This is a genomic window from Micromonospora sp. WMMD1219 (assembly GCF_049315215.1).
Lineage (GTDB): Bacteria > Actinomycetota > Actinomycetes > Mycobacteriales > Micromonosporaceae > Micromonospora > Micromonospora tulbaghiae.
The window spans coordinates 5881393-5906809 of the sequence record NZ_CP186057.1 but is presented as its reverse complement, the minus strand read 5'-3'; the positions used below and the strand labels follow the sequence as shown (position 1 = coordinate 5906809).

At 73.0% G+C, this 25417-nt stretch carries 19 protein-coding genes; 16 read left to right on the top strand and 3 right to left on the bottom strand.

Annotated features, from left to right (window positions below; all coding sequences use genetic code 11):
* Nucleotides 1-39: 39 nt before the first annotated feature.
* The 8 genes from ACN27C_RS27590 to ACN27C_RS27555 all read left to right on the top strand — a co-directional run bounded on the left by ACN27C_RS27590 (nt 40) and on the right by ACN27C_RS27555 (nt 11299).
* Nucleotides 40-687: a hypothetical protein gene (locus tag ACN27C_RS27590; protein WP_350817138.1), complete on the top strand. Its 648-nt coding sequence runs from the start codon at nt 40-42 to the stop codon at nt 685-687.
* Nucleotides 688-783: 96 nt separating this feature from the next.
* Entirely contained in the window at nt 784-1254 is a 471-nt protein-coding gene (locus ACN27C_RS27585; protein ID WP_350817139.1) for a hypothetical protein, read from the top strand.
* A 3-nt stretch (nt 1255-1257) separates the two neighbouring features.
* Nucleotides 1258-1704, top strand: coding sequence for a hypothetical protein (locus tag ACN27C_RS27580; protein WP_013285678.1), 447 nt, complete (start codon nt 1258-1260; stop codon nt 1702-1704).
* 183 nt (nt 1705-1887) lie between these two features.
* Nucleotides 1888-2463 carry a nuclear transport factor 2 family protein gene (locus ACN27C_RS27575; protein ID WP_013285679.1) on the top strand — a complete coding sequence of 192 codons (576 nt, stop codon included), beginning with the start codon at nt 1888-1890 and terminating at the stop codon, nt 2461-2463.
* 51 nt (nt 2464-2514) lie between these two features.
* Nucleotides 2515-4038 (top strand): vanadium-dependent haloperoxidase, encoded by a 1524-nt coding sequence (locus ACN27C_RS27570; RefSeq protein WP_350817140.1) that lies wholly within the window; start codon nt 2515-2517, stop codon nt 4036-4038.
* A 96-nt stretch (nt 4039-4134) separates the two neighbouring features.
* A complete protein-coding gene (locus tag ACN27C_RS27565) occupies nt 4135-5037 on the top strand; it encodes a hypothetical protein (RefSeq protein WP_422749117.1) in 903 nt (300 codons plus the stop codon).
* Nucleotides 5034-10886: an SDR family NAD(P)-dependent oxidoreductase gene (locus ACN27C_RS27560; protein ID WP_422749115.1), complete on the top strand. Its 5853-nt coding sequence runs from the start codon at nt 5034-5036 to the stop codon at nt 10884-10886. Before ACN27C_RS27565 ends, ACN27C_RS27560 begins: the two co-directional genes overlap by 4 nt.
* Nucleotides 10883-11299: an acyl-CoA thioesterase gene (locus tag ACN27C_RS27555; RefSeq protein ID WP_358193362.1), complete on the top strand. Its 417-nt coding sequence runs from the start codon at nt 10883-10885 to the stop codon at nt 11297-11299. The genes ACN27C_RS27560 and ACN27C_RS27555 overlap by 4 nt, the downstream gene beginning before the upstream one ends.
* Nucleotides 11300-11382: 83 nt before the next feature.
* Here the strand turns inward: ACN27C_RS27555 and ACN27C_RS27550 are convergent, their stop codons facing one another.
* Nucleotides 11383-12276, bottom strand: a complete 894-nt coding sequence (locus tag ACN27C_RS27550) for a helix-turn-helix transcriptional regulator (RefSeq protein WP_422749113.1) — start codon at nt 12274-12276, stop codon at nt 11383-11385.
* Between the two features lie 359 nt (nt 12277-12635).
* On the bottom strand, nt 12636-13844 hold the full coding sequence (locus tag ACN27C_RS27545) for a HEAT repeat domain-containing protein (RefSeq protein WP_350817240.1): 1209 nt from the start codon (nt 13842-13844) through the stop codon (nt 12636-12638).
* A 465-nt stretch (nt 13845-14309) separates the two neighbouring features.
* On the opposite strand from ACN27C_RS27545, the gene ACN27C_RS27540 reads away from it, so the two are divergent.
* From ACN27C_RS27540 to ACN27C_RS27510, 7 genes are all read left to right on the top strand, one after another.
* Nucleotides 14310-15581, top strand: a complete 1272-nt coding sequence (locus ACN27C_RS27540) for an ABC1 kinase family protein (protein WP_422749110.1) — start codon at nt 14310-14312, stop codon at nt 15579-15581.
* Nucleotides 15582-15609: 28 nt separating this feature from the next.
* Nucleotides 15610-17307 (top strand): GMC oxidoreductase, encoded by a 1698-nt coding sequence (locus tag ACN27C_RS27535; RefSeq protein ID WP_422749108.1) that lies wholly within the window; start codon nt 15610-15612, stop codon nt 17305-17307.
* 82 nt (nt 17308-17389) lie between these two features.
* Nucleotides 17390-18205, top strand: a complete 816-nt coding sequence (locus ACN27C_RS27530; RefSeq protein ID WP_364812547.1) for a TIGR02452 family protein — start codon at nt 17390-17392, stop codon at nt 18203-18205.
* Nucleotides 18198-18638, top strand: a complete 441-nt coding sequence (locus tag ACN27C_RS27525; protein WP_422749106.1) for an OsmC family protein — start codon at nt 18198-18200, stop codon at nt 18636-18638. The genes ACN27C_RS27530 and ACN27C_RS27525 overlap by 8 nt, the downstream gene beginning before the upstream one ends.
* A 129-nt stretch (nt 18639-18767) precedes the next feature.
* The gene (locus ACN27C_RS27520) at nt 18768-20234 is read left to right on the top strand and encodes a family 43 glycosylhydrolase (protein WP_422749104.1); all 1467 of its coding nucleotides are present in this window, start codon (nt 18768-18770) and stop codon (nt 20232-20234) included.
* A 24-nt stretch (nt 20235-20258) separates the two neighbouring features.
* Nucleotides 20259-21752: a family 43 glycosylhydrolase gene (locus ACN27C_RS27515; RefSeq protein WP_422749102.1), complete on the top strand. Its 1494-nt coding sequence runs from the start codon at nt 20259-20261 to the stop codon at nt 21750-21752.
* A 55-nt stretch (nt 21753-21807) separates the two neighbouring features.
* A complete protein-coding gene (locus ACN27C_RS27510; protein WP_422749100.1) occupies nt 21808-23472 on the top strand; it encodes an RICIN domain-containing protein in 1665 nt (554 codons plus the stop codon).
* Nucleotides 23473-23675: 203 nt separating this feature from the next.
* On the opposite strand, the gene ACN27C_RS27505 is transcribed toward ACN27C_RS27510, so the two are convergent.
* On the bottom strand, nt 23676-24257 hold the full coding sequence (locus ACN27C_RS27505; protein ID WP_422749098.1) for a TetR/AcrR family transcriptional regulator: 582 nt from the start codon (nt 24255-24257) through the stop codon (nt 23676-23678).
* A gap of 63 nt (nt 24258-24320) precedes the next feature.
* Between ACN27C_RS27505 and ACN27C_RS27500 the strand changes: the two genes are divergently transcribed.
* Nucleotides 24321-25364, top strand: coding sequence for a hypothetical protein (locus ACN27C_RS27500; protein ID WP_422749096.1), 1044 nt, complete (start codon nt 24321-24323; stop codon nt 25362-25364).
* The last annotated feature ends 53 nt before the right edge of the window (nt 25365-25417 follow it).

Genomic DNA, 25417 nt, shown 5'->3' with positions numbered 1-25417 from the left:
AGAAAGGAGGAACCCACTCCCCGCTGACGGAGGAAGCCCATGACCGGTTCGGCACGTCTCGGCCGTTGCGCCCGGCATCTGCTCGCGGGCGCGCGGACGAGTGAGCGGGACCCACAGGACCTGCTCGCCGCCGCCGACCGGTTCAAGGCCCGCCTGGTGCGTCTGCTGTACGCCCAGCCGGCGGCCCGGACCAGACTGGCCGGCGTCCGGCACCACCTGCTCGACGTGGAGGTGGTGCCGGCGCCGGCCCGTTCGTGGTTCCGGACGTCCCGGCGGTACGCCGGCACGGCCCGGATCCGGCTCTACGACTACGACTCGGACCTGTTGCTGGAGTTCTTCCTCGACCTGCCGTCCGGCCGCCTCACGGCGGTCACCGGACGGACCCGGGCCCGTCCGCCACTGACCCGGTCCGAGCGGGCCGAGGCGCTCGACCTGCTCCGGAGGGCCGGCCGCCTCGGCCCGCTCGCCGAGGCGAGCCGATGGGTCGTGGTGCCGAGGATCTCCCGCGCGGCGACCTGCGCGGGCCACCCGCGCCGGGGCCACCGGCTCTACACGTTCTTCTTCTGGTCGGCGACCGACCGGCCGGTACGGCTCGGCCAGGCGTCTGTCGACCTGAGCGCGCGCGAGGTCGTCGGGGTCCGGGAGGCGGAGGCCGTCGGGAGGTGGGAGATCCGACCGTACGCGTGACCACGCAGCCAGAGAGAGGGATCCACCATGTACGCAGCCCCGCCGAGCCCGTCCGGGCGGTCGAGTTCCGATGACCACGGACCGTGGTAGGCACCGATGTCCACCTCACAAGTCCGCGACCGCCGCCGCTTCGCACCGGAGCGCGAACCACGGGCCGCCCGGGGTGGTGACCACCTCCGCCGGCTGCCCGGTGGCCTGGTGCTGGCCGTCGCCGTCGCCGTGCAGGCCGCCGTGCTCTGGGCCGAACCCGGGCTGGTGATCGCAGAACTCGGGGCGATGCCACCGCGACTGCGGGAGGTGTTCCGTGTGCTCGCCCCGGGCCTCGCCACCGTTCTGCTCGCCGTGCAGGTGCTGAACCTGCTCGGCCGCCTACGCCGGCATCAGCGGCGGATCGTGGCCGCGGCGGCCGCCTGGTGGGTGTTCGCCGCGGTCGAGTCGATGCTCGCCGACTGGCGGTCCTCCGTCTGGCTCACCGAGCTGGCCCTCGCCTGGCTGGCGATGAGCTGCCTGCGGATCGTCGCCCGCGCGGAGGCCAGAGGCCTGTCGAGCGTGGCGCGAGGGAGGTGACCGGTGGACTGGCAGTCCGTGGGAACACCGATCGCCGCCGTCTGCACCGCGATCCTGACCTACCTGGGCACCCGGCACATCGCCCGGGTCGAACGCAGCCGTGAGGAGGCACGTCTCGCCGAGGCGGCACGCGACGAGGCCCTCGTCGTCGAGCAGGCCCTGTCCACGGCCCACGAGCAGGCCCAGGCCGCGATCATCATGGAGCGCAACGAGCTGCTGGAGCGCTGGCAGCGCACGCTCGACGAGGCACGTGACGACCGTCAGCGCCTGCTCCAGGAGCACCGGTCCGAGCTCGCCCGGGTCCGCCAGGAGACGCGGGACGAGGTGGCCGGCGTCCGGGAGAGCGCCCAACTGGTCATCGCCGACCTGCGCGGGCAGATCGTGCAGTTGCGGGCCGAGGTGCAGGCCGTCCGGGACCGGCATCGTCCCGGCCCGTCTGCCGGGGACTGACCGGCCCGCCCGGACGCCGCTACCGGCGCACCGCAAGGCGGAAGAAGTTCCCCACCACCCGAGCGATCTACAACAGACGTACCGATCGCCGCACGAGAACGGTCGCACCGGACCGATTGTTTCCCACTGTTCACGGGCGGGCGGTATCCGTCCCGAGAACATCCAGAGAGGAATGGCGCAGAAATGACAGAGGTACAGAACTTCGGCCGCCAGCTCGGCGACTTCCTCGGCGGCGTCTTCGCCGACGCCGCGGGCGGGGGAGCCGGTGTGTTCCGGCCCGACCCGCAGGCCGAGATCGAGGTCCGGCAGCTCCTCAACGACCTCCAGACCGCCTTCGCGGAGAAGAACGCGGACGCCATCGTCGACAGCCTGGCCGAGGAATTCACCACCTACGAACTCACCTCCGCCGAGGGGCACGCGGTGACCATCACCGAGAAGGCCGCCATGCGTGAGTACCTCGACACGCTGTTCCCGGCCGACGGCGAGACGCAGAACAAGTCGGTCTCGGTGAGCCAGGTGCTGGCCAGCTCCACCATCGGCCTGACCCGCGAGGACGGCGACGTCGTCATCGCCCGTACCGACGGCACCTTCGAGCACCAGCCGCTGCGTGCCTCGGCCGTGGCCATCCGCACGGCCGAGGGCTGGAAGTGGCTGCACTGGCACATGTCGGCCGCCGCCCCGCGCTTCCGGGTCAACGCCAACGGCGTGCGGATCCCGCTCGATGGCGCCCCGGCGACCGGCACCCCGGTCGCGGACTGACGTGTCCGCCGGCGGCTGCTCGTCCGAAGCCGCGGCAGAAAGGTGTGTGCAGTGAGTACCTCGTCAGGAAGTTCGCGACGGCAGCCGCCGGTGACCGGCGGCCGGACCGCCGGCCCGGATCCGGCCGAGCACGTCAACAACGGAGAGGAGAACATCTACCCGGGATACGTGGCCTGCTACAGCAAGGGGCTGCCGCACGACGACACGGGCGAGGTGGACCCGGAGGCGTACCGGCGGCTGCTGCGGGCGGTCAACAGCGCCGACCCGGCGGACTTCGAGTCGGTCCCGCTGGACCCGGCCGGCGCCCGCAAGCTGACCAATCCCCAGGGCGGGCTGGCGTCGAACGCCGACGGCATCGACACCACCTCCTTCACCGCGCCGCCGGCGCCCCGGCTCGACAGCCCGGAGAACTCCGGCGACATGGCCGAGCTCTACTGGATGGCGCTGACCCGGGACGTGCCGTTCGACCAGTTCGACACCGATCCGCTGGTCGCGTCGGCCGCCGCCGACCTGTCCCGGATGTCGGACTTCCGCGGCCCGAAGGAAAACGGTGTGGTGACCACCCGCACGCTCTTCCGCGGTGACACCCCGCAGGACCGGATCGGGCCGTACATCTCGCAGTTCCTTCTGCGCGACGTGCAGTTCGGCACCCATCACTACCCGCAGCGGCAGGACACCGTGCAGCCGGGGCGGGACTACGTCACCACGTTCCCCACCTGGCTCGCGGTGCAGCGGGGGCTGTCCCGGGGACTGGCCCCCGGCGACCGGAACCGGACCGAGACCCGGTACCTGCGCACGCCCCGGGACCTGAGCCACTACGTCCACTTCGACGCGGACGCCAGCCCGTTCCAGCCCTTCCTGAACGCCGGGCTGATCCTGCTGCGGGACCGGGCGCCGCTGGACGCGAACCTGCCGTACCACTGGTCCTCGAACCAGGACGGCTTCGCGACCTTCGGCATGCCGCACCTGTTCGACCTCGTCACCTCGGTCGCCGCCCGCGCGCTGCGGACCACGTGGTGGCAGAAGTGGTACGTGCACCGCAGGCTGCGGCCGGAGGCGGTGGGCGGGCGAGTCCACGCCCACCTGACCGGTCTGCACCGGTACGACTTCCTCGACCGGGAACTGCTGGAGTCCGAGGCCGTGCAGCGGGTCTTCGACCGTAACCAGAGCCACCTGCTCCCGCAGGCGTACCCGGAGGGGGCACCGACCCACCCCTCGTACACCGCCGGTCACGCCACCGTGGCGGCCGCCGCCGCGACGGTGCTGAAGGCCTGGTTCGACGAGACGGCCCCGCTGGCCGACCCGGTCCAGGCCGACGCGACCGGCACCGCGCTGGTGCCGTACGAGGGCGCGGACGCCGGGCAGCTCACCGTCGGCGGCGAGTTGAACAAGCTCGCCGCGAACATCGCCGTCGGCCGCAACATCGCCGGCGTCCACTACCGCAGTGACTACTCGGCGTCCAGCCGGCTCGGTGAGGCGCTGGCCATCGAGATCCTGCGGCGTCAGAAGTCCTGGTTCAACGAGGACCACTCGTTGACCCTGACCCGGTTCGACGGCACGTCCGTCACCATCTGAGCCCCGTCGCGCCGGCCGGTTGCTGTTCCCCTCAGCGCGCCGGCCGGCGCGGCGGCCCTCCAACCCGACCACCCACCGACGGAAACGGTGACCGCTGTGACGTCCGCTGCCGCGAGAGACCTCCGCCTGACGGCCCTGCGCCGCTTCGCCCTGTCCATCACGATCCTCACGGTGCTCGGTCACCTCTTCCTCGGGTTCGAGCAGGCCCCGGTGACGCCGGTGCTGACCCTCCTGCTGGGCTACGCCCTCGACCTGACCCTGGAGACGCTCGCCGCCCGGGCCGAGGGCCGCGCGCCCGCCTTCGCCGGTGGCTTCCGGCGGCTTGTGGACCATCTCCTGCCCACGCACATCGGCGCGTTGGCCTGCGCGATGCTGTTGTACGGCAACTCCTCGCCCTGGCCGTACCTGTTCGCCGTCGCCGCCGCGGTGGGCTCCCGCCACGTCCTGCGGATCCGGATCGACGGCCGTGCCCGGCACGTGCTCAACCCGTCCAACGCGGGCATCGCGCTGACCCTGCTGTTCTTCCCGTGGGTCAGCATCGCGCCGCCCTACCAGTTCACCGCCGGGGTCTCCGGTGCGCTCGACTGGCTGCTGCCGCTCGGTGTCCTGATGGCCGGCACGCTGCTCAACGGCAAGCTCACCGGGAAGATGCCGCTCATCCTCGGCTGGCTGACCGGGTTCGTCGCGCAGGCGCTGCTGCGCGCTCTCATCTTCGACCACGACTTCGTGGCCGCGCTGCTGCCGATGACCGGCCTGGCCTTCATCCTCTTCACCAACTACATGATCACCGACCCGGGAACGACGCCCCGTACCCGCGCCAACCAGTGGGCGTTCGGGCTGTGCACCGCGGCGGTCTACGGCCTGCTGGTGCTCGCGCACGTGTCGTACGGGCTGTTCCTCGCCCTGGTCATCACCTGCGCCCTGCGCGCGGGCCTGCTCCTGATCGGCCGCCGCCGGCCGGCCCGGGCCCGGCGGGTCCGGCTGCGGGAGGCGGCATGAGGCCGGGCGAACGGCAGATCGCTGTCGTCGGCCTGGCCTGCCGCTACCCGGATGCCGACGACCCGACACAGCTGTGGCGGTCGGTGCTGGCCCGCCGCCGTGCGTTCCGGGCCATCCCGGCCACGCGTCTGGACCCCGAGCACCGGCTCGGCGCGCCGCACGCGCCGGATTCCACGTACGTCCGCCGGGCCGGGCTGCTGCGCGACTGGCGCTTCGACCGCGAGGCCTTCCGCGTGTCCGGGTCGAGCTGGCGGGCCGCCGACCACACGCACTGGCTGGCACTGGAGACGGCGGCGGCCGCCCTGTCCGATGCCGGCTTCCCCGGGGGCACCGGCCTGGACGCCGACCGGGTCGGCGTGATCCTCGGCAACTCGCTCACCGGCGAGTTCACCCGGGCCGGCCTGGTACGGCTGCACTGGCCGTTCGTGCGCCGCTCGGTGGAGGCGGCGCTGAGGCAGACCGGAGTGGACGACGCCGTCGCCGCGCAGGTGCTCGACCAGGCCCGGCATGGCATCGCGGCGGCGTTCCCCGAGCCGGGCGACGAATCGTTGGCCGGGGCCCTGAGCAACACCATCGCCGGGCGGATCTGCAACCACTTCGACTTCCACGGCACCGGCTACACGGTGGACGGCGCCTGCGCGTCGAGTCTGCTGGCCGTCGTCACCGCCGCCAACGCGCTGCTCTCCGGCGAGCTGAACTTCGCGCTCGCCGGTGGCGTCGACCTGTCCCTGGACCCGCTGGAGATGATCGGCTTCGCCCGCCTCGGCGCGCTCGCCGACGGCGAGATGCGGGTGTACGACGAGCGGCCCACCGGATTCCTGCCGGGGGAGGGGTGCGGGATCGTCGCGCTGATGCGCGCCGACGAGGCGGAGCGGCGCGGCCTGCGCGTCTACGCGCGGCTGACCGGGTGGGCGACGTCGTCCGACGGCTCCGGGGGCCTGACCCGGCCCGACGCCGGGGGACAGGCGCTGGCGCTGCGGCGCGCGTACCGGATGGCCGGGCTGGCGCCGGAGCAGGTCGCCCTGATCGAGGGGCACGGCACCGGAACCGCCGTCGGCGACCGGGTCGAGCTGGAGACGCTGGCCGGGATCCGGCGGCACTCGCCCGGTGCGGCGGCGCTCGGTTCGGTGAAGGCGAACATCGGGCACACCAAGGCGGCCGCCGGCGCGGCCGCGCTGATCAAGACGGTCCTGGCCGCGTACCACCGGGTCCTTCCGCCGACCACCGGCTGCGAGACGCCGCACCCGCTGCTGCGCGCGCCGGAGGCCACCCTGCGGGTGCTCGACGAGCCGGAACCGTGGCCGGGCGGGCGACCGGCCGCCGGGGTGTCCGCGATGGGCTTCGGCGGGATCAACAGCCACGTGGTGGTGGAGCACGCCGATCCCGCCGCCGTGGGTCGCCGCCGCCTCCCGCCTTCGGCACGGTCCTGGTCCCGCCGTCCGGTACGACCGGAGATCCTGCTGGTCGAGGCGGCCACCACGGCGGAGCTGGCCGAACGGCTCGACCTGCTGGCCGGCTGGGGCGCGACGCTCAGCGACGCCGAGGTCGGCGACGTGGCGGCGACGCTCGCCGCCGCTGCCGGCGGCACGGCCGGAATCCGCTGCGCCCTGGTCGCCGGGGACGCCGACGAGCTGTCGGCGGCGGCCCGCGCGGCGGCCGGCCTGCTCGCCACCTGGGACGGGCGCGTCGTGGTGGACGAGACGGCGGGGGTGGCGTTGGGCGGCGGACCGCCCGCCCGGGTGGGCCTGCTCCTGCCCGGACAGGGAGCACCGGTGCGGTACGACGCCGGCCCGTTGGGCGCTCTGCTCGACGACCTGCCCGAGGGCCCGGCGGCCACCGGCGCCACCGGCACCGCGGCCGCCCAGCCGGCGGTCGTGTGGCAGTCGCTGCTCGGGCTCGCCTGGCTGGACCGGCTCGGCTGCGCCCCGGTCGGCGCCGTCGGGCACAGCCTCGGCGAGCTGACCGCTCTCGCCTGGGCCGGTGCGCTGGATCCGGGCCGGCTCGTCACGCTGGCCGCCGCCCGCGGGCGGGTGATGGAGCACAGCGGTGTGGCGGGCACCGGGATGGTGAGCCTCTCCGTCGACGAGACGCGGGCGGTTCGGCTGGCGGACGAGCACGGGCTCGTGGTCGCGGCGCTCAACGCCCCCGACCGTACGGTGCTCGCCGGGGCCGACGAGAACCTCACCCGGCTGGCGGCGGCGCTGCGCGGCAGCGAGGTCGAGACGATCCGGTTGCCGGTGTCGCGAGCCTTCCACAGCCCCGCGATGGAACCCGCGCTGCCGGCGTGGGCCGCCGAGCTGGACACTGTCGAATTCGCCCCACCGGCGCGGCCCGTGACGTCCACCGTGACGGGTGCGGACGTGCGGACCGTCGACGACCTGCCGGCACTGCTCACCCGCCAGCTCACCGCCCCGGTGCGCTTCGCCGCCGCCGCCCGCGACCTCGGCCAGCGGTGCGACCTGCTCGTCGAGGCGGGCCCGGGGACCATGCTGTCCCGGCTGGTGACCCGGTTCCTGCCGGTGCCGGCGGTCAGCCTGGACTGCGGCGGTCCGCCGCGCTCGCTGGCCCTGGCCACCGCCGCGGTCGTGGTCGCCGGCGCGGGCGACCTCGCCGCCTGGTACGACGGGCGGCCCTACCGTCCGCTCCGTCCCGGAGCGGCCATGACGTTCCTCAGCAGCCCGTGCGGAGCCGGCATCTCTCGCGCCGGGCTGCCGGGGTCGCGTTCCGCGTCCGCCGACGTGGAGCGCGACCCCTCTCCGGGCCGGGTCGAGCAGCCGTCGAGTGTCGCAGCAGCGGTGGTGAGGACCGCCTCCGCTCGACCGGCGCCGACCCCGCCCGAGGCGGACCCGGCCGGGTCGGTAGACCCGGCCGGGTCCGCTCCCCGGCCGGACGACCCGCTCGGCCGGTTGCGCGCCCATCTCGCCGCCGAGCTGGAACTGCCGGTGGCGGGCATCACCCCCGGCAGCCGGCTGCTCGGCGACCTGCACCTGAACTCGCTGCAGGTGGCCCGCACCGTCGCCGCGGTCGCCGCGGCCCTGGGCCGGCAGCCACCGGCCGCGCCCCTGTCACTGGCCGACGCGACAGTCGCCGAGGCGGCCGAGGTGCTCGCGCAGCTGCCCGCCGCCGGCGACGACGAGCCGCCGGCGCAGGGCCTCTCGCCGTGGGTGCGGCTGTTCCGGCACGACTGGGTCCCGGTGCGGGGACCGCTGTCCGGGCCGCCGGCCGCCGGCTCCGTGCGGTGGCGGGTCGAGGCGCCGGCCGGGCATCCCCTGCACACGGCCCTCCCCGCCGTGCCCGAGGCCACGGCCACGTCGCACGGCCTCGCCGTCGCGCTCGGCCCGGACGACGGCCCGGAGCAGGTGGCCGCGCTGTTGGCCCGCATCGCCGGGCAGCGGCCGGCCCGGCTGGCGATCGTGCACGACGACCACCCGGCCGCAGCCGCCGTGGGCCGGTCGGCGGCCGCGGAGATCTCCGGCTGCGCCGTGACCGTGCTCGACGTGTCCGCCGACGGGGACGCGGGTCCGCTGGCCGAGCTGGCGGTGCCGGCCGGGTACGCGGAGCTGCGGGCCGGGCCCGGCGGCGTCCAGCGGCTGGTGACCTCCGTGCACCGGCCCGCCGAGGAGACCCGGGAGGTGCCGCTGGGGCCCGGCGACGTCTGCGTCGTCACCGGTGGCGCCACCGGGATCACCGCCTTCGCCGCGGCGGCCGTCGCCGAGCGGACCGGATGCCGGCTGGTGGTTCTCGGCCGGCGTCCCGCCGAGGACGCCGAGACCGCTGAGGCGCTGCGCCGGCTGCGCGCGGTCCTCGGCGACGACCGGCTGCGCTACGAGCGCGTCGACCTGACCGATCCCGACGCGGTACGGGCGGTGCTCGGCGCGGACCGGCTGGGTCCGGTCCGGGCGGTGGTGCACGGGGCCGGGATCAACCGGCCGGCCCAGCTGACCGACGTCACCGCCGGCGACCTCCGCGAGCACCTGGGCGGGAAGGTGACCGGGCTCCGGTCGGTGCTCGACGCGGTCGGACCGGACCTGCGGCTGGTGCTCGCGTTCGGTTCCATCATCGGCCGGCAGGGGCTCGCCGGGCAGGCCGCCTACTGCATCGGCAACGAGTGGCTGCGGCACGACGTGGAACGGTGGGCCGGCGACCACCCGGAGACCCGGGTGCACCTGGTCGAGTGGTCGGTCTGGTCGGGGATCGGCATGGGGGTACGGCTCGACGTGCTCGACTCGCTGCGCCGGCGCGGGGTGGCCGGGATCGCGCCCGACGACGGCGTCGCGGCGCTGTGGCGGATCCTCACCGATCCGACCGCTCCGGTGACGGTGCTCTGCACCGCCGCCTTCCCCGAGTCCGGCACCCTGAGCCCGGCGCCCGCGCCCGGCACCCCGGAACCGGGACGGCTGCGCTTCGCCGAGTCGGTGGTCGGCCGCGTCGGACAGGTCGCCACGGTGACCGAGGCGGTGCTGTCCGTCGGGGCCGACCCGTACCTGCGGGATCATCGGGTCGGTGACACGCCGCTGCTGCCCGCCGTGCTCGGGCTGGAGGCGATGGCGCAGGTGGCGGCTTTGACCACCGGAAGCCGGGCCGGCTGGGCGATCCGCGGCGCCAGCTTCGCCGCGCCGATCGACGTCCCCGAGCGCCGGACGAGACGGATCCGGGTGGCGGCACTGGCCGCGGAGACCGGCGGGGACGTGGCGGTGGCGATCCGCGCGGACACCGACGGCTTCGCCACGGACCGGTTCGCCGGGACGGTCACCGACGCGCCGGCCCGGCCGGCCGCCGCTGTCACGGCGGACGATGCCGGGCCCCCGCCGGAGTCACCCGTGGACACCGGGCGGGAGACCGCCACCACGCATCAGTGGTACGGACCGGTGCTCTTCCACGAGGGACGGATGCGCCGCCTGACGCACGCCGGACCGGTCTCGGCCTTCGCGGTGCGCGCCACCGTCGACGCCGACGACCGGGACCGCTGGTTCGCCTCCTTCCTCGGGCAGGAGCTGCTGCTGGGCAGCCCGGGAGGGCACGACGCGGCGATCCACGCACTGCTCGCCTGCGCGCCGCACCGCAGGGTGCTGCCGGTGGGCGCGGCGGAGGTGGTCGTCTGGCGGCCGCTGCGCGGGCGGCTCACCGTCGAGGCCCGGGAGGTACGGCACAGTGCCGACGAGTACGTCTTCGACGTGGACGTCGCGCACGCCGGCGTACCGGTGGCCCGTTGGCGGGGTCTGCGGCTGCGGGCGGTCGGCGACAACCGGGAGTTCGCGGCGGCCAGGTCCGGCGGCCGGCTCGGCGCGGAGCTGGTGGGCCCGTGGCTGACCCGCCGGCTGATCGAGGCCGGCGCGGCCGACGCGGTCGAACTCGTGGTGGGGCCCGGCCGGCGCGAGGCGGACGGCGCCCGCCGGCTGCTGGCCCGGCATCTCGCCGTGCCCGAGGCGGACCTGGGCCGCCGGCCGTCCGGCGCGCTCCACGTCCCGGGCCGGTACGCCTCGGCGAGCTACGCCGACGGGCAGGTACTCGTCGCGCTGGCCGATCGTCCGGTCGGGGTGGACTGGGAGCCGGTGACCGACCGGCCGCCGGCCGGGTTGCTGGACGACGGCGCGCGGGCGAGCGCCGAGGAACTCGGCCGGCGGACCGGGGACGCCCCGGCGGTGGCCGCCACCCGGCTGTGGGCCGCCCGGGAGGCGCTGGTCAAGCTCGGCGCCGACCCGGACCAGGTGCTGGCGCACGGGGAGCCGGAGCCGGACGGCCTGCTCGTCTCGACCGGCCGGGACGTCACCGTGGTGACCGTGCCGGCCTGGGCCGACGGGGCGACGCGGGTGGCGGTGGCGGTGGCGACCCGGGCGGTGGCGTCATGACCGGCTGGTACGTCTACCGGCACGTGGTCACCCTGGACGAGACCAACATGGTGGGCAACGTCTACTTCGCGCACTTCCTGCACTGGCAGGGGCACTGCCGGGAGCGCTTCCTCGCCGACCACGCCCCGGCCGTCCTGGATCAGCTCCGCCGGGGCGAGCTGACGCTGGTGACCGTGTCGTGCGCGATGGACTACTACGAGGAGTGCTTCGGCCTGGAGGAGATCGAGGTGCGGATGAGCGCCGACGGCCGGGAGGGCCACCGGCTGAGCATGCACTTCGAGTTCGTCCGGGCGGGACGGGAGGTGGCGCGGGGCCGGCAGACGGTGGCGTGTCTGCGCCCCACCGCGGCCGGGCCGGTTCCCGTCGATCCGCCGGTCGACCTGCGGGCGGCCCTGGCGGCCTTCGCCGCCTGACGCGGTCGCGGCGCCCGACCCGGTGAACGGGTCGGGCGCCGCGGTGTCGGCACCGGTCGTCGGGTGACGGCCCGTCCTGCACGTCAGCTGCCGGTCGCCAGCAGCTGCGGCCGCCGGCGCTGGGCCAGGGCGAGCACCGACGAGGTGAGCTGCAGCGGAGGGTCGATCGGGCGGGGGCGCCGCAGCGCGACCTGGAAGGTCCGGAAGGTGCGCCCGCCGCGGACGACGATGGGTGAGCCTCCCGTGCCGACGAACTCCACCTGCCGGCCGTTGTCACCGAGCACGTCGGACAGCGTCGAGCTCTTGTCGAACCCGAGCGCCACGGCGTGGTACGCCCCGTCGGCCAGCGGCCGGATGCGGCTCAGACGGTTGGTCTCCAGCACACCGTAGGTCAGCGGGACGTCGTCGGGCTCTTCCGACCGGTACAGCGCCAGCACCGCGCACCCGCCGTCGCTCGGTCCCCCGGTGACGGCGCCGACCGGGCCCGGCGCGCAGTGGCGGTCGGCGGCCGGGTCGGTCAGCTCGCTCAGCCGTACCTGGCCGAAGACGGACATCGCAGACCGGAATCGACGCGGCGACATCCCGGTCAGCCGGGTGAACTGGCTGATGAAGGTGCCGAGACTGGAGTAGCCGACGGCCATGCAGACCTCGGTCACGGACAGGTCCGAGTTGACGAGCAGGTTCCGGGCCTGAGCCATCCGCAGCGCGGTCAGGAACCGCGCCGGCGTGGTGGAGGTGACGTGCCGGAAGACCCGGTGGAAGTGGAACGGGCTGAGCAATGCGGCCTGGGCGATGTCGGACAGCCGCTGAGGTTCCGAAAGATATTCAGTCATGTATTCGACGGCTCGGGTGACGGAATCCAGCCGGGCGGCGTCGGTAGGATTGCCGAGGCAGACGCCCAGGGTGCTGCACGTCATGAATTGGGCACAATCCATACAGTTCCCCCCCTGTCGCCATGCTTGATCGGCGGTGGTCATCGTATGGCCTCCCCTAGGATTTTCTTGAGCATCGGACGGTGGTCCGACGGAGTCCGTGCGGGCGTCTCCCCTTGACGCCGACCGGTTCTCATCCCGGGCACAAAGGCCCGAAATTCGTACACCTCCAGGCATGCGAGCGGGCGTTCCGCCGGCTGCGCCGCTGAGCGTTCAGTCAACAGCTCGTCACGCTGTGCGTATAGTCGCAATCTTGCTAATGTCCTCACCAATGGCGTGATGTCGACGGCGGAAAGACCTGACTGCGGCAAAGACACTGATTGTCGTCATCGGTCCGCCAAAGAATCCACAGATACGGCTCCGGGGCGGACGGCATTCGCCGTCCGCCCCGGAGACCAATCAGCTCAGTTCATCCAGTTGGTACGCGGGCAGAACTGCACGCCCGGGATGTCGGCGACGCCGTCCTGGTCGGAGTCGACGTCCCCGTCGCGCGTGGAGTAGATGTCGAGGGAGTTGACGTTGATCTTGCCGTCGCCGTCCCAGTCGACCAGCTTGCCCTTGAACGTGCCCACGATGAACGCGTTGGCGAGCGGACCCGTGGGGGTGTCCAGAGTGCCGAGGATGCTGTTGCCCGGGAACAGCACCTCCTCCAGCGAGCTGCCCGCCATGGTGTCGAAGTTGACGTACCCCCAGGTGTGCACGCGGCCCCGGACGTAGCGGATGGCCGACTCGCCCTTGATCTGGATCTGCGGGTCGAGCGTCCACTCACCGCTGCGCTTGGCCGCGACCATCTCGTTGCGGTGGCCCAGGCTGTCGTCGTCCGCGCGGCCGGACAGGAAGACCGGGCGCAGACCGCGGGACTCGAAGTAGAAGCTGCCCCGACCGGCGTTGGCGTGGTTCGTCAGACCCCGGAACACGAAGTTCTCGGTGTGCGGCGAGCCGTCGTCGTGCAGACCGGAGAGCGTCTTGCTGATGATCAGCTTCTGGTTGCGGGTGTCCACGTTCGGGCACGCGTGCGCCTGCCCGTAGCTTCGGGCGAGCCCCTGCGGGGACAGGGAGATCTTGCCCCAGTTGCGGCCCGTCTCGTCCAGGGCGACGTACACGTCGCAGTGGATGTTGAGCAGGATCGTCTCGTCGAAGGTCCGGTCGCCGTCCCAGGTGAACGACCGGTTGTCGAAGGCCGGCACGCCGGTGCGCAGCTCGGAGCTGAACAGCCGAGCCCACTCGCCGACGTCCGCGTCGTCGTCGTCGATGTGCCGCTCGATGACCTGCAGGGCCCGCGGGCCGCCGATCTTCTCCAGCGCCCACAGCGCGTTCCACCGCACCTCGCGGTTCTCGTCGCTGGCGATGCTCTCGGCGATCAGGTCGATCGTCCCGGTCAGCCGGCGGTCCATCGCCTGGTACAGCGACTGCTCGCGAACCATCGGGTCCGGGTGGTGCAGCGCCTCGTACGCCACCTGGTCGTCGGTGCGGATGTCGAGCCGGACGGCGTCCCGGTCCAGGATGTCGCCGAACTCGCTGTTCAGCAGCGCCGGGTCACCCTTGAGGTAATGCTCCCACTGCGGCGCGCGGTCCCGGCCCCCGGTGGACAGGCCGATGGATTGGAGCGTCATTTTCGTGATCACCCTTTCATCTCTGGTGATTGCGGTGCCTGTGTTATGCGTGCGGCGAATCCCGATGCGGAGCAGTCATCGGGGGTTCCGCCTCGGATGGCGAATACGGGCACCGGCTGCAGACCGAGTGCGAACCATTCGCGACCTCATTGCCGGTTCAGGATTCGGGCCGCAGGCGAAGTGCCATGAAGCCGCCCGGTGGCGGGAGGCTCCGCTGGCCGCTGCTCCACATGCCATGGCCCCGCCTGCGGTGGTGCCCCTCCAGGGTTGGCAGCGCGGCAGTGCGACGTCAACCGTGACGCGCAGCGCAGCAAGAACGCGTAACTGCGAATACCGCAGAACTGCGAATTCTTGCTCTCCTGCATTCCGGAAACGAATCCGGGGGTCGTCGCGAACTATTGTTCGCCCGTTGCCGAAGCCGGGGAGAAAGCCGTGCGGGAATCAATGTTCGTACGATGGTCACTCGTGGTCCGGGCGGGAACGGTCGCCGTCCTGCTGGTCGGCTGGACCGGCCGGCTCGGCGCCCGCCTGCTGGTCGGCGCGTTGCGCCGGAGCGGCGCCGGCCGGGTCGGCGCGCGGGAGCAGGTGGCGGACACGCTCACCGATGCCGTCGAAGGGCTCGGCCCGGCCTACGTCAAGCTGGGGCAGGTGCTCAGCACCCGTGCCGACGTGCTGCCTCCCCGGCTCTGCCGGAGCCTGTCCCGCCTGCACGACCGGGTGTCGCCGCCGTCCGACATCGCCGCCGTCGTCCGGACCGTGCCGCCCAGGCTGACCGGCTCCGTCGTGGGGGAGGCGTCCGGGCTGACCCTCACGGCGGCGGGCAGCATCGCCTGCGTCTTCCGGGCCCGGCTCCGGGACGGCCGCGAGGTGGCCGTCAAGGTGCGGCGGCCGGGAATCGACCGGACCATGCGGCTCGACCTGGCTCTGGTCGGCGCCGTCGCCCGCGCCGTGGGTCGGCTGCCGGCGCTGTGGCGGGTTCCGATCGCGGAGATCGTCGACCAGGTGTCGGCCGCCGTGTACGAGCAGCTCGACTTCGTCCAGGAGGCCCGGTCCCTGACCCGGTTGCGGCAGAACCTGCACACCCTGCCGGGGGTGCGGGTGCCGGCCGTCGTGCCCGAGATGTCCAGCCGCACGGTCCTGGTGACGGAGTGGATGGACGGGCTGGAACGCGACGCTCAGCCGACCGCCGCTCGCCGGGCGGCGGTGCTCAACGGGCTGCGGGCCGCCTACCAGATGCTCTTCCGGGACGGGTTCGTCCACTGTGATCTGCATCCGGGGAACCTCTACCTGATGCCGGACGGGACGGCGGTGATCGTCGACGCGGGCTTCGTCCGCTGTCTGACCGACTTCGCGCGCCGTACCTTCGCCGAGTTCTTCTACCACCTGGGCCGCAACGACGGGCGGCGCTGCGCCGAGGTCCTGCTGTCGACCGCCCGGGCGTCCGGCGACGGGTACGACCGGGACGGCTTCCGGGAGGACGTGGTCGCTCTCGTGGCCCGCAACAGCTCGGTCGCGGCCGCGGACTTCGACCTGGTGTCCTTCGCCGCCTCGCTCTTCGCCATCCAGCGCTCCCGCGGCCTGTACGCCGACCCGCAGTTCGTCTTCCCGATCCTCGCCCTGCTGGTGCTCGAGGGCTCGGTGCGCGAACTGGCACCGGACATCGACTTCCAGGCCGAGGCGGTGCCGTACGTGCTCCGCGGACTCCAGGAGACGGCGTCCGTGAGCACGCGCCCCTGATCCACGAGCTCCGGAAGGAGACCGGAACATGGAAACCCACGAGCACGTCGACGCGGTGGTCGTCGGCTCCGGATTCGGCGGCTCGGTCGCCGCGTACCGGCTGGCGGAGGCAGGCCGCCGCACCGTGGTGCTGGAGCGCGGGCGGCCGTACCCGCCGGGCGGCTTCCCGCGTACGCCGCAGGAGATGGGCCGGGCGTTCTGGGATCCGAGCGAAGGGCTGTACGGCCTGTTCGACGTGTGGACCTTCCGCGGACTGGAGTCGGTGGTGGCCAGCGGACTCGGCGGCGGGTCCCTGATCTACGCGAACGTCCTGCTGCGCAAGGACGAGCACTGGTTCGTCACCGACGAGCCGGTGCCCGGCGCCGGTCAGGAGAACTGGCCGGTGACCCGGGCCGACCTGGACCCGCACTACGACCGGGTCGAGCGGATGCTGGGCGCCAGCCGGTTCCCGGCCGAGCATCCGGCGTACCGCGCGGTGCCCAAGGCGGCGGCGATGAGGACGGCGGCCGAACGGCTGGGACTGGCGTACCAGCACCCGCCGCTCGCGGTCAGCTTCGCTCCGGGGCCGGGCGCGGAGCCGGTCCCGGCCGCGCCGATCACCGAGCCGGCCTACGGCAACCTGCACGCCGCGCCGCGCCGCACCTGCCGGCTGTGCGGGGAGTGCGACATCGGCTGCAACGACGGCGCCAAGAACACCCTCGACCACACCTACCTGTCGGCGGCCCGGTGGCACGGCGCGGAGCTACGGACCCGCGCCGAGGTCCGGACGATCCGCCCCCGGCGCGGCGGCGGGTACGAGGTCCGGTATCTCGTGCACGACCCGGCCGACGAGGACCGGCGGAGCGACGGCCGCGCCCGTCCGGGCCGGACGATCACCTGCGACCGTCTGGTGCTCGCCGCCGGCACGTTCGGCACCACGTACCTGCTGCTGCGGAACCGGCACCGGCTGCCCGCCGTCGGCCCGGCACTCGGCACCCGGTTCAGTGGCAACGGCGACCTGCTCGGGCTGATCCGGCCGCCACGCCGCGGCGACGGCATCCGCTTCTCGGCCAGCTGCGGGCCCGTCATCACCACGGCGATCCGGGTGGGGGACGCGCACGACGGCGACGGCTCTCCGGGTCGCGGCTTCTATCTCCAGGACGGCGGCTATCCCGGGTTCGTGGACTGGCTGGCGGAGTCGTCCCGGCTGTCCGGTGCCTCGGCCCGCCGGCTGCGGTTCGCCGTGGACCGGCTGTCGGCCCGGCTCACCGGCTCGCCCCGCAGCGGTCTGGGCGGTGGACTGGCCCGGCTGCTCGGCGACGGCCGGCTCTCCGCCGGCTCGCTGCCGCTGCTCGGTATGGGCCGGGACGTGCCGGACGGCGTGTTCCAGCTGCGCGGCGACCACCTCGACGTGGACTGGACGACCCGGACCAGCGCCGGCTACTTCGCCGCGGTCCGGTCCACCATGCGGGCGGTGGCCGACGTCCTCGGTGGCCGCTACACCGACAACCCGGCGTGGTGGCTGCGCCGGGTGGTCACCGTCCATCCGCTCGGGGGCGCGCCGATGGGCCGCCACCCGGGCGACGGGGTGTGCGACGGGCACGGTCAGGTGTTCGGTCATCCCGGGCTCTACGTGCTCGACGGCTCGGCGATGCCCGGGCCGGTGGGACCCAATCCGGCGCTCACCATCGCGGCCGTGGCCGACCGGGCGATGGACCGCCTGCTGGGGGAGCCGGCCGGGCGGTAGTGGCCGGGCCGCTAATCGGTTGCCCGCCACCATGGGGACTGCCTAGATTGCCGATCATGTACGACGTCGACCGGTATGCCCGATGAGCGGCCGTCTCCGCGAGATCGCCCGGCAGACGGTCGCGATCGCCGAAGCCGGACGCTATCGCAACGACGCCGGTGACGACGTCGAGATCGGGGCGGCGGTACGCGCCGCGGTCGCCGGCACTCGCGAGCACCTGCCCGACGAAGTCCTCCACCTCGATGGCGCGCGGCCGGGTGCCGGCGCCGTGGAGGTGACGTACGAGTCGACGTTGCAGGCCGCCCACCGGCTCGGGTCCGGCGCGGCGTGCCTGGTGTTCGCGTCGGCGAAGAACCCGGGTGGCGGGTTCCTGGGCGGGGCGCAGGCGCAGGAGGAGAGCATCGCCCGCTCGTCGGCGCTCTACCCGTGCCTGCTCGCGGCGCCGGACTTCTACGCCTTCCACCGGGCGCAGCGGGACCTGCGGTACAGCGACCGGGTCGTCCACTCCCCGGGCGTGCCGGTGTTCCGCGACGACAAGGGCAACCTGCTCGACCGGCCGTACACCACGTCCTTCCTGACCGCGGCGGCGCCGAACCTGGGCGCGATCCTGCGCAACCAGCCGGACCGCGCCGCCGACGTGCCGGCGGTGCTGGCACGGCGCGCCCGGCGGGTGCTGGAGGTCGCGGCCGCGCACGGGCACCGGACCGTGGTGCTGGGCGCGTGGGGGTGCGGGGTGTTCCGGAACGACCCGGCCACTGTGGCGGGCGCGTTCGCCGACGCGCTCCGGGTGGTCGACCGGTTCGACCTCGTGGTGTTCGCCGTTCGCGACGGGCTGCCGGGCACTCCGGTGTACCGCACGTTCGCGGAACGCTTTTCGGTAGGTTCGTCGCATGAGTGACGACACCTTCCGGTCGGTGGAGATCGAGCGCACCAGCGTGGGCAGATACGTCGCGCGCAACGCCCGTGGCGGCGAGCTGTCCATGGGTACGGGGGAGGACGCGACCTTCACGCCCGTGGAGCTGCTGCTCGCGGCGCTCGGTGGCTGCACCGCTGTCGACGTCGACCACGTGACCAGCCGTCGTGCCGAACCGAGCCGGTTCGCGGTCACGGTGACCGGCGACAAGATCCGCGACCCGGAGGCCGGCAACCGGATGGAGAACCTCACCGTCACGTTCGCGGTGACGTTCCCGGACGGTGCGGACGGCGACCGGGCCCGCGAGATGCTGCCACGTTCCCTGCGGCAGTCGCACGACCGGCTCTGCACCGTGTCCCGGACGGTGGAGCTGGGCACGCCCGTCTCCATCGTGGACGCGACGGCCGCCCCGGAGTGAATACCTTGACACCCGTCTATGTTAACGAGAACATTGCCGTAACTTGAAGGTAATGCCGTTGCCACGAGCGTCACGGGTGAGGCGAGCCGCCGCGGCCGGCCGGTGACGACCAGGCGCAGGAGGTTCTCGGTGACAGGGACCGCTCGGAGGACGCGGACGGCGGCGGTCGTGGTGTCGGCGGCGCTGGTCCTCGCCGCGGGGGTGGTGGCCGGGACGCCCCCGGCGTCGGCGGCGACGGTCGACACGTCAGCGTCGTACGTGGTCGTGAACCGGCACAGCGGCAAGGCGATGGACCTGTACGACTGGTCGACGGCGGAGAACGCGCCGGTGAACCAGTGGACGCGCAACGACCTCGCGGTGCAGCAGTGGCAGTTCGTGGACGCCGGCGGCGGGTTCTACAAGGTGCGGTCCCGGCACAGCGGGAAGGTGCTGGAGTTGCCGGCCGGCGGCGACGGCACCCAGCTCGTGCAGAGCACCGACCGCTCGTCGGCCACCCAGCAGTTCCGGTTGCAGGACTCCGCGGGCGGGTTCGTGCGGTTCGTGAACCGGCAGTGGAACAAGGTCGTCGACGTGTGGCAGTGGTCGACCGCCGACGGTGGCCGGCTGGCCGGCTACGCCGATCTCGACGGCGCCAACCAGCAGTGGCAGCTGATCCGGCTGGGCGGCGGCACGCCCACCCCGGCGCCCACCACCCCGGCGCCCACCACCCCGGCACCGGCCTACCCGCAGCCCGGCCGGGTGTCCGGCGACATCGGCGTCCACGACCCGACCGTGGTCAAGCGGCCCGACGGCACGTACCTCGTCGCGCACACCGGTGACAACGTCGCGCTGAAGACCTCCGCCGACCGGGTCACCTTCCGCAACGCGGGCGCCGTCTTCCCCGGTGGCGCGCCGTGGACCAGCACGTACACCGGCGGCGCGCGCAACCTGTGGGCACCGGACCTGTCGTACCGCAACGGGCGCTACCACCTGTACTACTCGGCGTCGACGTTCGGTTCCAACCGCTCGGCGATCTTCCTGGCCACCAGCACCACCGGTGTCTCCGGGAGCTGGGTCCACGAGGGACTGGTGGTCGAGTCGCGGACCACCGACGACTTCAACGCCATCGACCCGAACCTCACCGTCGACGACCAGGGCCGCTGGTGGCTCAGCTTCGGCTCGTTCTGGTCCGGCATCAAGATGATCCCGATCGACCCGGCCACCGGGCGCCGGCTCGGCAGCACCATGCACAGCGTGGCCGCCTACGGCCCCGGCATCGAGGCGCCGGTCCTGGTCAAGCGCGGCTCCTGGTACTACCTGTACGTCTCGTTCGACCGCTGCTGCCAGGGCGCCGCCAGCACGTACCGGATCATGGTCGGTCGTTCGGCGAGCCCCACCGGGCCGTTCGTGGACCGCGTGGGCCGGGACATGCTCGCCGGGGGCGGCACGCAGATCCTGGCCTCGCACGGCAACGTCCACGGCCCCGGCCACCAGGCCGTGCTCGCGGACACCGACGGCGACGTCCTCTTCTACCACTACTACGCCGACGACGGTGCGTCGCTGCTCGGCGTCAACCGCATCGGCTACGACGCCGCTGCCTGGCCCTACGTGTACTGAACCCGGCCACCTGGGAGGGCGCACATGTCGCCTCGGCACTTCCTCCACCCGGCCCGCCGCCGTACCGGCGAACCGGCCCGCCGGCGTCTGCGGCCGATCCTGGCCGCGGCGCTCGCGCTGCTCACCACCTCGGCCGGCCTCGCCGTGCCCGGCCCCGCGCGGGCGGCGCCGGCGGTGAACCACACCAACCCGCTGGTGAACCAGCGCGCCGACCCGCACATCGTCCGGCACACCGACGGCTACTACTACATGACCGCGACGGTGCCGCAGTACGACCGGATCGTGCTCCGGCGCGCCACCACCCTGCAGGGGCTGGCCACCGCCACCGAGACGACGATCTGGCGGCGGCACACCAGCGGCGAGATGGGCGCCCACATCTGGGCTCCGGAGATCCACTTCATCAACGGCAGGTGGTACGTCTACTTCGCCGCCGGGCGGACCGACGACGTGTGGCGGATCCGGATGTACGTGCTGGAGAACGCGAGCGCCAACCCGCTGACCGGCTCGTGGACCGAACGCGGCCGGATCACCACGCCGTGGGACACGTTCAGCCTGGACGCCTCGACGTTCGTGGTGAACGGGGTGCGGTATCTGACCTGGGCCCAGCAGGAGCCGGGCATCTCCACCAACTCCAACGTCTACCTCGCCCGGATGGGCGCCGAACCGTGGCAGATCACCGGCCCGGTGGCCCGGCTGGTCGTGCCGGCGTACGACTGGGAGACCCGCGGCTACCGGGTGGCCGAGGGACCGGCGGTGATCCAGCGCAACGGCCGGGTCTTCCTCACGTACTCGGCCAGCGCCACCGACGCGAACTACTGCCTCGGCATGCTCACCGCGTCGGCCGGCGCGAACCTGCTCGACGCCGCCTCCTGGAGCAAGAGCCCCACTCCGGTGTTCGCCAGCAACGCCGCCACCGGCCAGTACGGCCCCGGCCACAACTCCTTCACCGTCTCCGAGGACGGGCAGAGCGACATCCTGGTCTACCACGACCGCAACTACCGGGACATCAGCGGCGACCCGCTCGACGACCCGAACCGGCGGACCAGGATCCAGAAGCTGTACTGGAACACCGACGGCACGCCGAACCTCGGCATCCCCGTGCCCGACGGGGCCACCCCGGTCCGGTTGCGCTCGCACGATCTCACCGGGAGCTACATCCGGCACTACGACTACCGGGCCCGGGTCGAGCCGAACGTCACGAACCTCGCCGACTCGCAGTTCCGCATCGTCCCCGGTCTCGCCGGCGCCGGATCGGTCTCGCTGGAGTCGACGAACTTCCCCGGCTTCTACCTGCGTCACCGGGCCTTCGCCCTCTACGTCGAACGCGACGACGGCTCGGCCCTGTTCGACGGCGACGCGAGCTTCCAGCGCCGGCCGGGGCTGGCCGCCGCCGAGGGTCTCTCACTGGAGTCGCAGAACTACCCCGGCCGGTACGTCCGCCATCGGGACGGACTGCTCCAGCTCGAAACGGTGGGCACCGGCGCGGACCGGGGCGCCGCCACCTTCCACTTGGAGTAGGCGCCCGACAACCGCTGCGCCGGACTCGGCGTACCCCTTTCCCGGAGGTCGAACGATGCTCAACCCCGCAGTGACGGCACCGCCCGGCGCCCCACGGGGCCGGCGCCGCGCCGGCCTGGCGCTGGCCCTGGTGGCGGCGCTGGCCGCCGTGGCCGGCGCCGCCGTGGTGGCCGCGCCCTCGGCGCAGGCGGCCACCATCGACACCGGCGCCTGGTACGTGCTCGTCAACCGCAACAGCGGCAAGGTCCTCGACGTCCGGGACACCTCGACCAGCGACGGCGCGGCGATCCAGCAGTGGTCCCGCAACGACGGCGAGTGGCAGCAGTTCCAGTTCGTCTCCTCCGGCAGCGGCTACTACCGCCTGAGGGCCCGCCACAGCGGCAAGGTGGTCGACCTGTGGGAGTGGAACGTCGCCGACGGCGCGGAGTACCGGCAGTGGCCCGACCTCGACGCCGCCAACCAGCAGTTCCAGGTGCGCGACTCGGACAGCGGCTACATCCGGCTGATCAACCGGCACTCCGGGAAGGCCCTGGAGGTCTGGGAACGGTCGACCGCCGACGGTGCCCGGGTCAGCCAGTACGCCGACCTCAACGGCACCAACCAGCAGTGGCAGATGGTCCGGGTGGGCACCGGCGGCACACCGACCACCCCGCCGCCGTCCACCGGGTGCGGCAGCGGCTCCTACCAGGCCGAGGCGGTGCTCAACGGCGGCACCTGGACGGCCCGCAACGGGTCGTCGACGGTGTATTCGGGCGGGGACATGCTCGCCGCGATGCAGGCCGCGGTGAACTCGCTCTCGGCAGGACGGACCGCCAAGCAGCGGGTGGTGGTGCGCGGCTCCGGCTCGATGAGCGCCGGGTCGCGGTTGTCGCTGCCGTCGTACACGACGCTCGCGGTCTGCGGCACGATCAACGTGACCGGCTCGGGATCGGGCGACTACGCGCCCGTCTACTCGCGCGGGACCACCGACGTCGAGGTGCAGAACCTGACCCTCACCGGGGCGCCGCTGTACGGGATCTTCATGCGCAACGTGAACAACCTGACGCTCGGGCAGATCGACATGCGGCTGTCCGGCGGCCTGGGGGTGCGGATCGACAACCACGGCGGTGACCGGGCGGTCAAGGTGCGCAACGTGCGCATCGACACCGTGTACGTGTCCGGCACGGGCGCGCACGGCGTGGAGACGTACGGCGTGGACGGCCTGGCCATCGGCACCGTCACCGCGCGCAACACCGGCTACTCGGGTCTGCTGCTCAACGACACGATCAACGCCACAGTGGGCACCGTCGACGCGCAGGGCGCCGGCACCGGAACCGGGTACGCGGCGTTCCGGATGGCCAACCGCAACGGCCGGATCGGCAGCTCGTACCCGACGAACATCCGGGTCGGCACCGTGATCGCGTCCGGCGGTGGCCGGGGGGTCTTCTGCGTGTCGGAGTCCGGCGGCGCGGTCATCGACCGGGTGACGATCTCGAACACCGGGAACAACTCGATCCTCGTGGAGAACTGCTACAACGTCACGATCGCCGGGGTGTCCGGCACGGTGACGGGCGGCGGCGAGGTGCGGATCGCCTCGCGGGCCGAGTTCCCGATCTCCTCCGGCATCCGCTTCCAGAACCTGACGGTCACCAACACGAACATCACCCAGAGCCCGTGCGGCGGGGCGAACAACACGATCAGCAACGTCACACGGGTCAACTCGACGCTGACCTGGTGCTGACGATCCGGCCAGCCAGCACCATGGTCTGGAGGCTGAACAGCGTGGCGTTCTCGCCCAGCTCCGGCAGGTGCTTGCGCACCAGGTTGGTCATGGTCGAGAGGCGGCCGGGAACTGGGTATCGGGGAGTGGGTTCTGCTGACCTTGATCGCCGCCGCCGTGGCGTCGCGGGTCTGGTGGGCCCGGCCCGCCGGTGAACGGTGGCGTCAGCCGTGCCCGCGTACCAGGGGCAGGAACACCTCGTCCACGATCTCGACCAGCACCTCGTCGGGGACGGAGGGGACGCCGCGCATGGCGTACTCGGCGCGCAGCAGCATCATCGGTACCGTTGCCACCCGGTGACGGACGGCCGCCGCCGGCGCCTCGCCCCGGGCCGCGGCCCGTTCCAGCATCCCGATCCAGGCGCGGTCCATGGTGTCGGCGCCGGACCGTTCGCGCATGAGCGTGAGCAGTTCCGGGTCGTCGGCGGCGGCGGCGAGCAGGCCGCGCAGGACGGCCCCGTGCGGGGACGACCACGTCTCGTTCGCCAGCCGGAGCATCTCGAGCGCGTCGCCCCGCAGCGTGCCCGTGTCCGGGTCCGGCATGGCCGCGTCGGACAGGTGGCGGTACGCCGCGACGCCCAGCGCCGCCCGGTGCGGCCACCGGCGGTAGATGGCGTTCTTGTTGGTCCCGGCGCGGGCGGCGACCCGGTCCATCGTCATCCCCGCGTATCCGGACTCGCGCAGTTCCTCCGCCGCGGCCCGCAGGATCGCCTGTTCCAGTTCCTCGCCCCGTCGCCTCCTGCTCATGCCTTGCAGGGTACGCGGCGTACCTTATAGGGTACGGCGCGTACCCTGAGACTGGAGTTCTCGATGCGCGTCTTCGGCATGAACTACGACACCGGCTTCGTCAGCGCCGGATCCACCACCCACGAGCCGTTCGACCCCGACGTCGTGCGCAGCGACCTGCGTGTCATCCGCGACGAGCTGCGTTGCGACGCGATCCGCGTCACCGGCGGCGTGCAGGACCGGCTGGAGCTGACCGCGCGGATGGCGGCCGAGGCGGGGCTCGAGGTGTGGTACTGCCCGTTCACCAACGGCCTGGACCGCGACGGTCTCCTGGCGTTCCTGCTCGACGGCGCCGAGCGGGCCGAGCGGCTGCGGCGTGACGGCGCCCCGGTCGTCTACCTCACCGGTTCCGAGATCTCCCTGTTCACCGACGGCTTCCTGCCCGGCCGTGACCTGACCGAGCGCATGGCGGTGTTCACCGACCCGATGCGGATGCGGGAGGCGGTCCCGGCCGCGCGGGCCGCGATGCGCGACTTCCTCGCGGAAGCGGTACCCGCGGTGCGGGAGCGCTTCGGCGGCCCCGTCGGGTACGCCTCGATCCCGCTCGAAGACGTCGACTGGACGGCCTTCGACATCGTCGCCAGCGACGCCGGCTACCGCGACGCGACCAACTCCGCGGTGTTCCCGCAGTCCCTGGCGGCGGCCGTGGGGCAGGGCAAGCCGTACGCGGCGACCGAGTTCGGCTGCTGCACGTTCCGCGGCGCGGCCGATGTCGCGGGCGCGACGGAGCCGGTGGCCTACGACGAGCACGGCCGTGCGGCGAAGCTCACCGCGGAGCTGGAGCGCGACGAGGACGGCCAGGCACGCTACCTCGTCGACCTGCTGCGCGACTACGAGGCCGGCGGGGCGGAGGCGGCGTTCGTGTACACGTTCGCGAACCGGCACCTGCCGACCACCGGCGACCCCGGGCACGACTACGACCTGGCGTCACGGGGGATCGTGCGCGTGCTGCCGGACGGCTCGTGGACGCCCAAGGCCGCCTTTCACGCCCTGGCCGAATACGGCCGCGCCCGTGCGCTGAGCCGGACCGAATTCGGTGGTGGCGATCGCGGCGGGCGGGCAGGGTAGGACTGCACACCGGCGGCGAGCGCCGCCACGACGACGATCACCAGGAGAGACGA

Excerpts from the sequence above, each read along its gene's own strand:
- ACN27C_RS27590 (WP_350817138.1), top strand. The coding sequence starts at position 40 with ATGACCGGTTCGGCACGTCTCGGCCGTTGCGCCCGGCATCTGCTCGCG.
- ACN27C_RS27585 (WP_350817139.1), top strand. The coding sequence starts at position 784 with ATGTCCACCTCACAAGTCCGCGACCGCCGCCGCTTCGCACCGGAGCGC.
- ACN27C_RS27575 (WP_013285679.1), top strand. The coding sequence starts at position 1,888 with ATGACAGAGGTACAGAACTTCGGCCGCCAGCTCGGCGACTTCCTCGGC.
- ACN27C_RS27560 (WP_422749115.1), top strand. The coding sequence starts at position 5,034 with ATGAGGCCGGGCGAACGGCAGATCGCTGTCGTCGGCCTGGCCTGCCGC.
- ACN27C_RS27555 (WP_358193362.1), top strand. The coding sequence starts at position 10,883 with ATGACCGGCTGGTACGTCTACCGGCACGTGGTCACCCTGGACGAGACC.
- ACN27C_RS27550 (WP_422749113.1), bottom strand. The coding sequence starts at position 12,276 with ATGACCACCGCCGATCAAGCATGGCGACAGGGGGGGAACTGTATGGAT.
- ACN27C_RS27545 (WP_350817240.1), bottom strand. The coding sequence starts at position 13,844 with ATGACGCTCCAATCCATCGGCCTGTCCACCGGGGGCCGGGACCGCGCG.
- ACN27C_RS27535 (WP_422749108.1), top strand. The coding sequence starts at position 15,610 with ATGGAAACCCACGAGCACGTCGACGCGGTGGTCGTCGGCTCCGGATTC.
- ACN27C_RS27530 (WP_364812547.1), top strand. The coding sequence starts at position 17,390 with ATGAGCGGCCGTCTCCGCGAGATCGCCCGGCAGACGGTCGCGATCGCC.
- ACN27C_RS27525 (WP_422749106.1), top strand. The coding sequence starts at position 18,198 with ATGAGTGACGACACCTTCCGGTCGGTGGAGATCGAGCGCACCAGCGTG.
- ACN27C_RS27515 (WP_422749102.1), top strand. The coding sequence starts at position 20,259 with ATGTCGCCTCGGCACTTCCTCCACCCGGCCCGCCGCCGTACCGGCGAA.
- ACN27C_RS27510 (WP_422749100.1), top strand. The coding sequence starts at position 21,808 with ATGCTCAACCCCGCAGTGACGGCACCGCCCGGCGCCCCACGGGGCCGG.
- ACN27C_RS27505 (WP_422749098.1), bottom strand. The coding sequence starts at position 24,257 with ATGAGCAGGAGGCGACGGGGCGAGGAACTGGAACAGGCGATCCTGCGG.
- ACN27C_RS27500 (WP_422749096.1), top strand. The coding sequence starts at position 24,321 with ATGCGCGTCTTCGGCATGAACTACGACACCGGCTTCGTCAGCGCCGGA.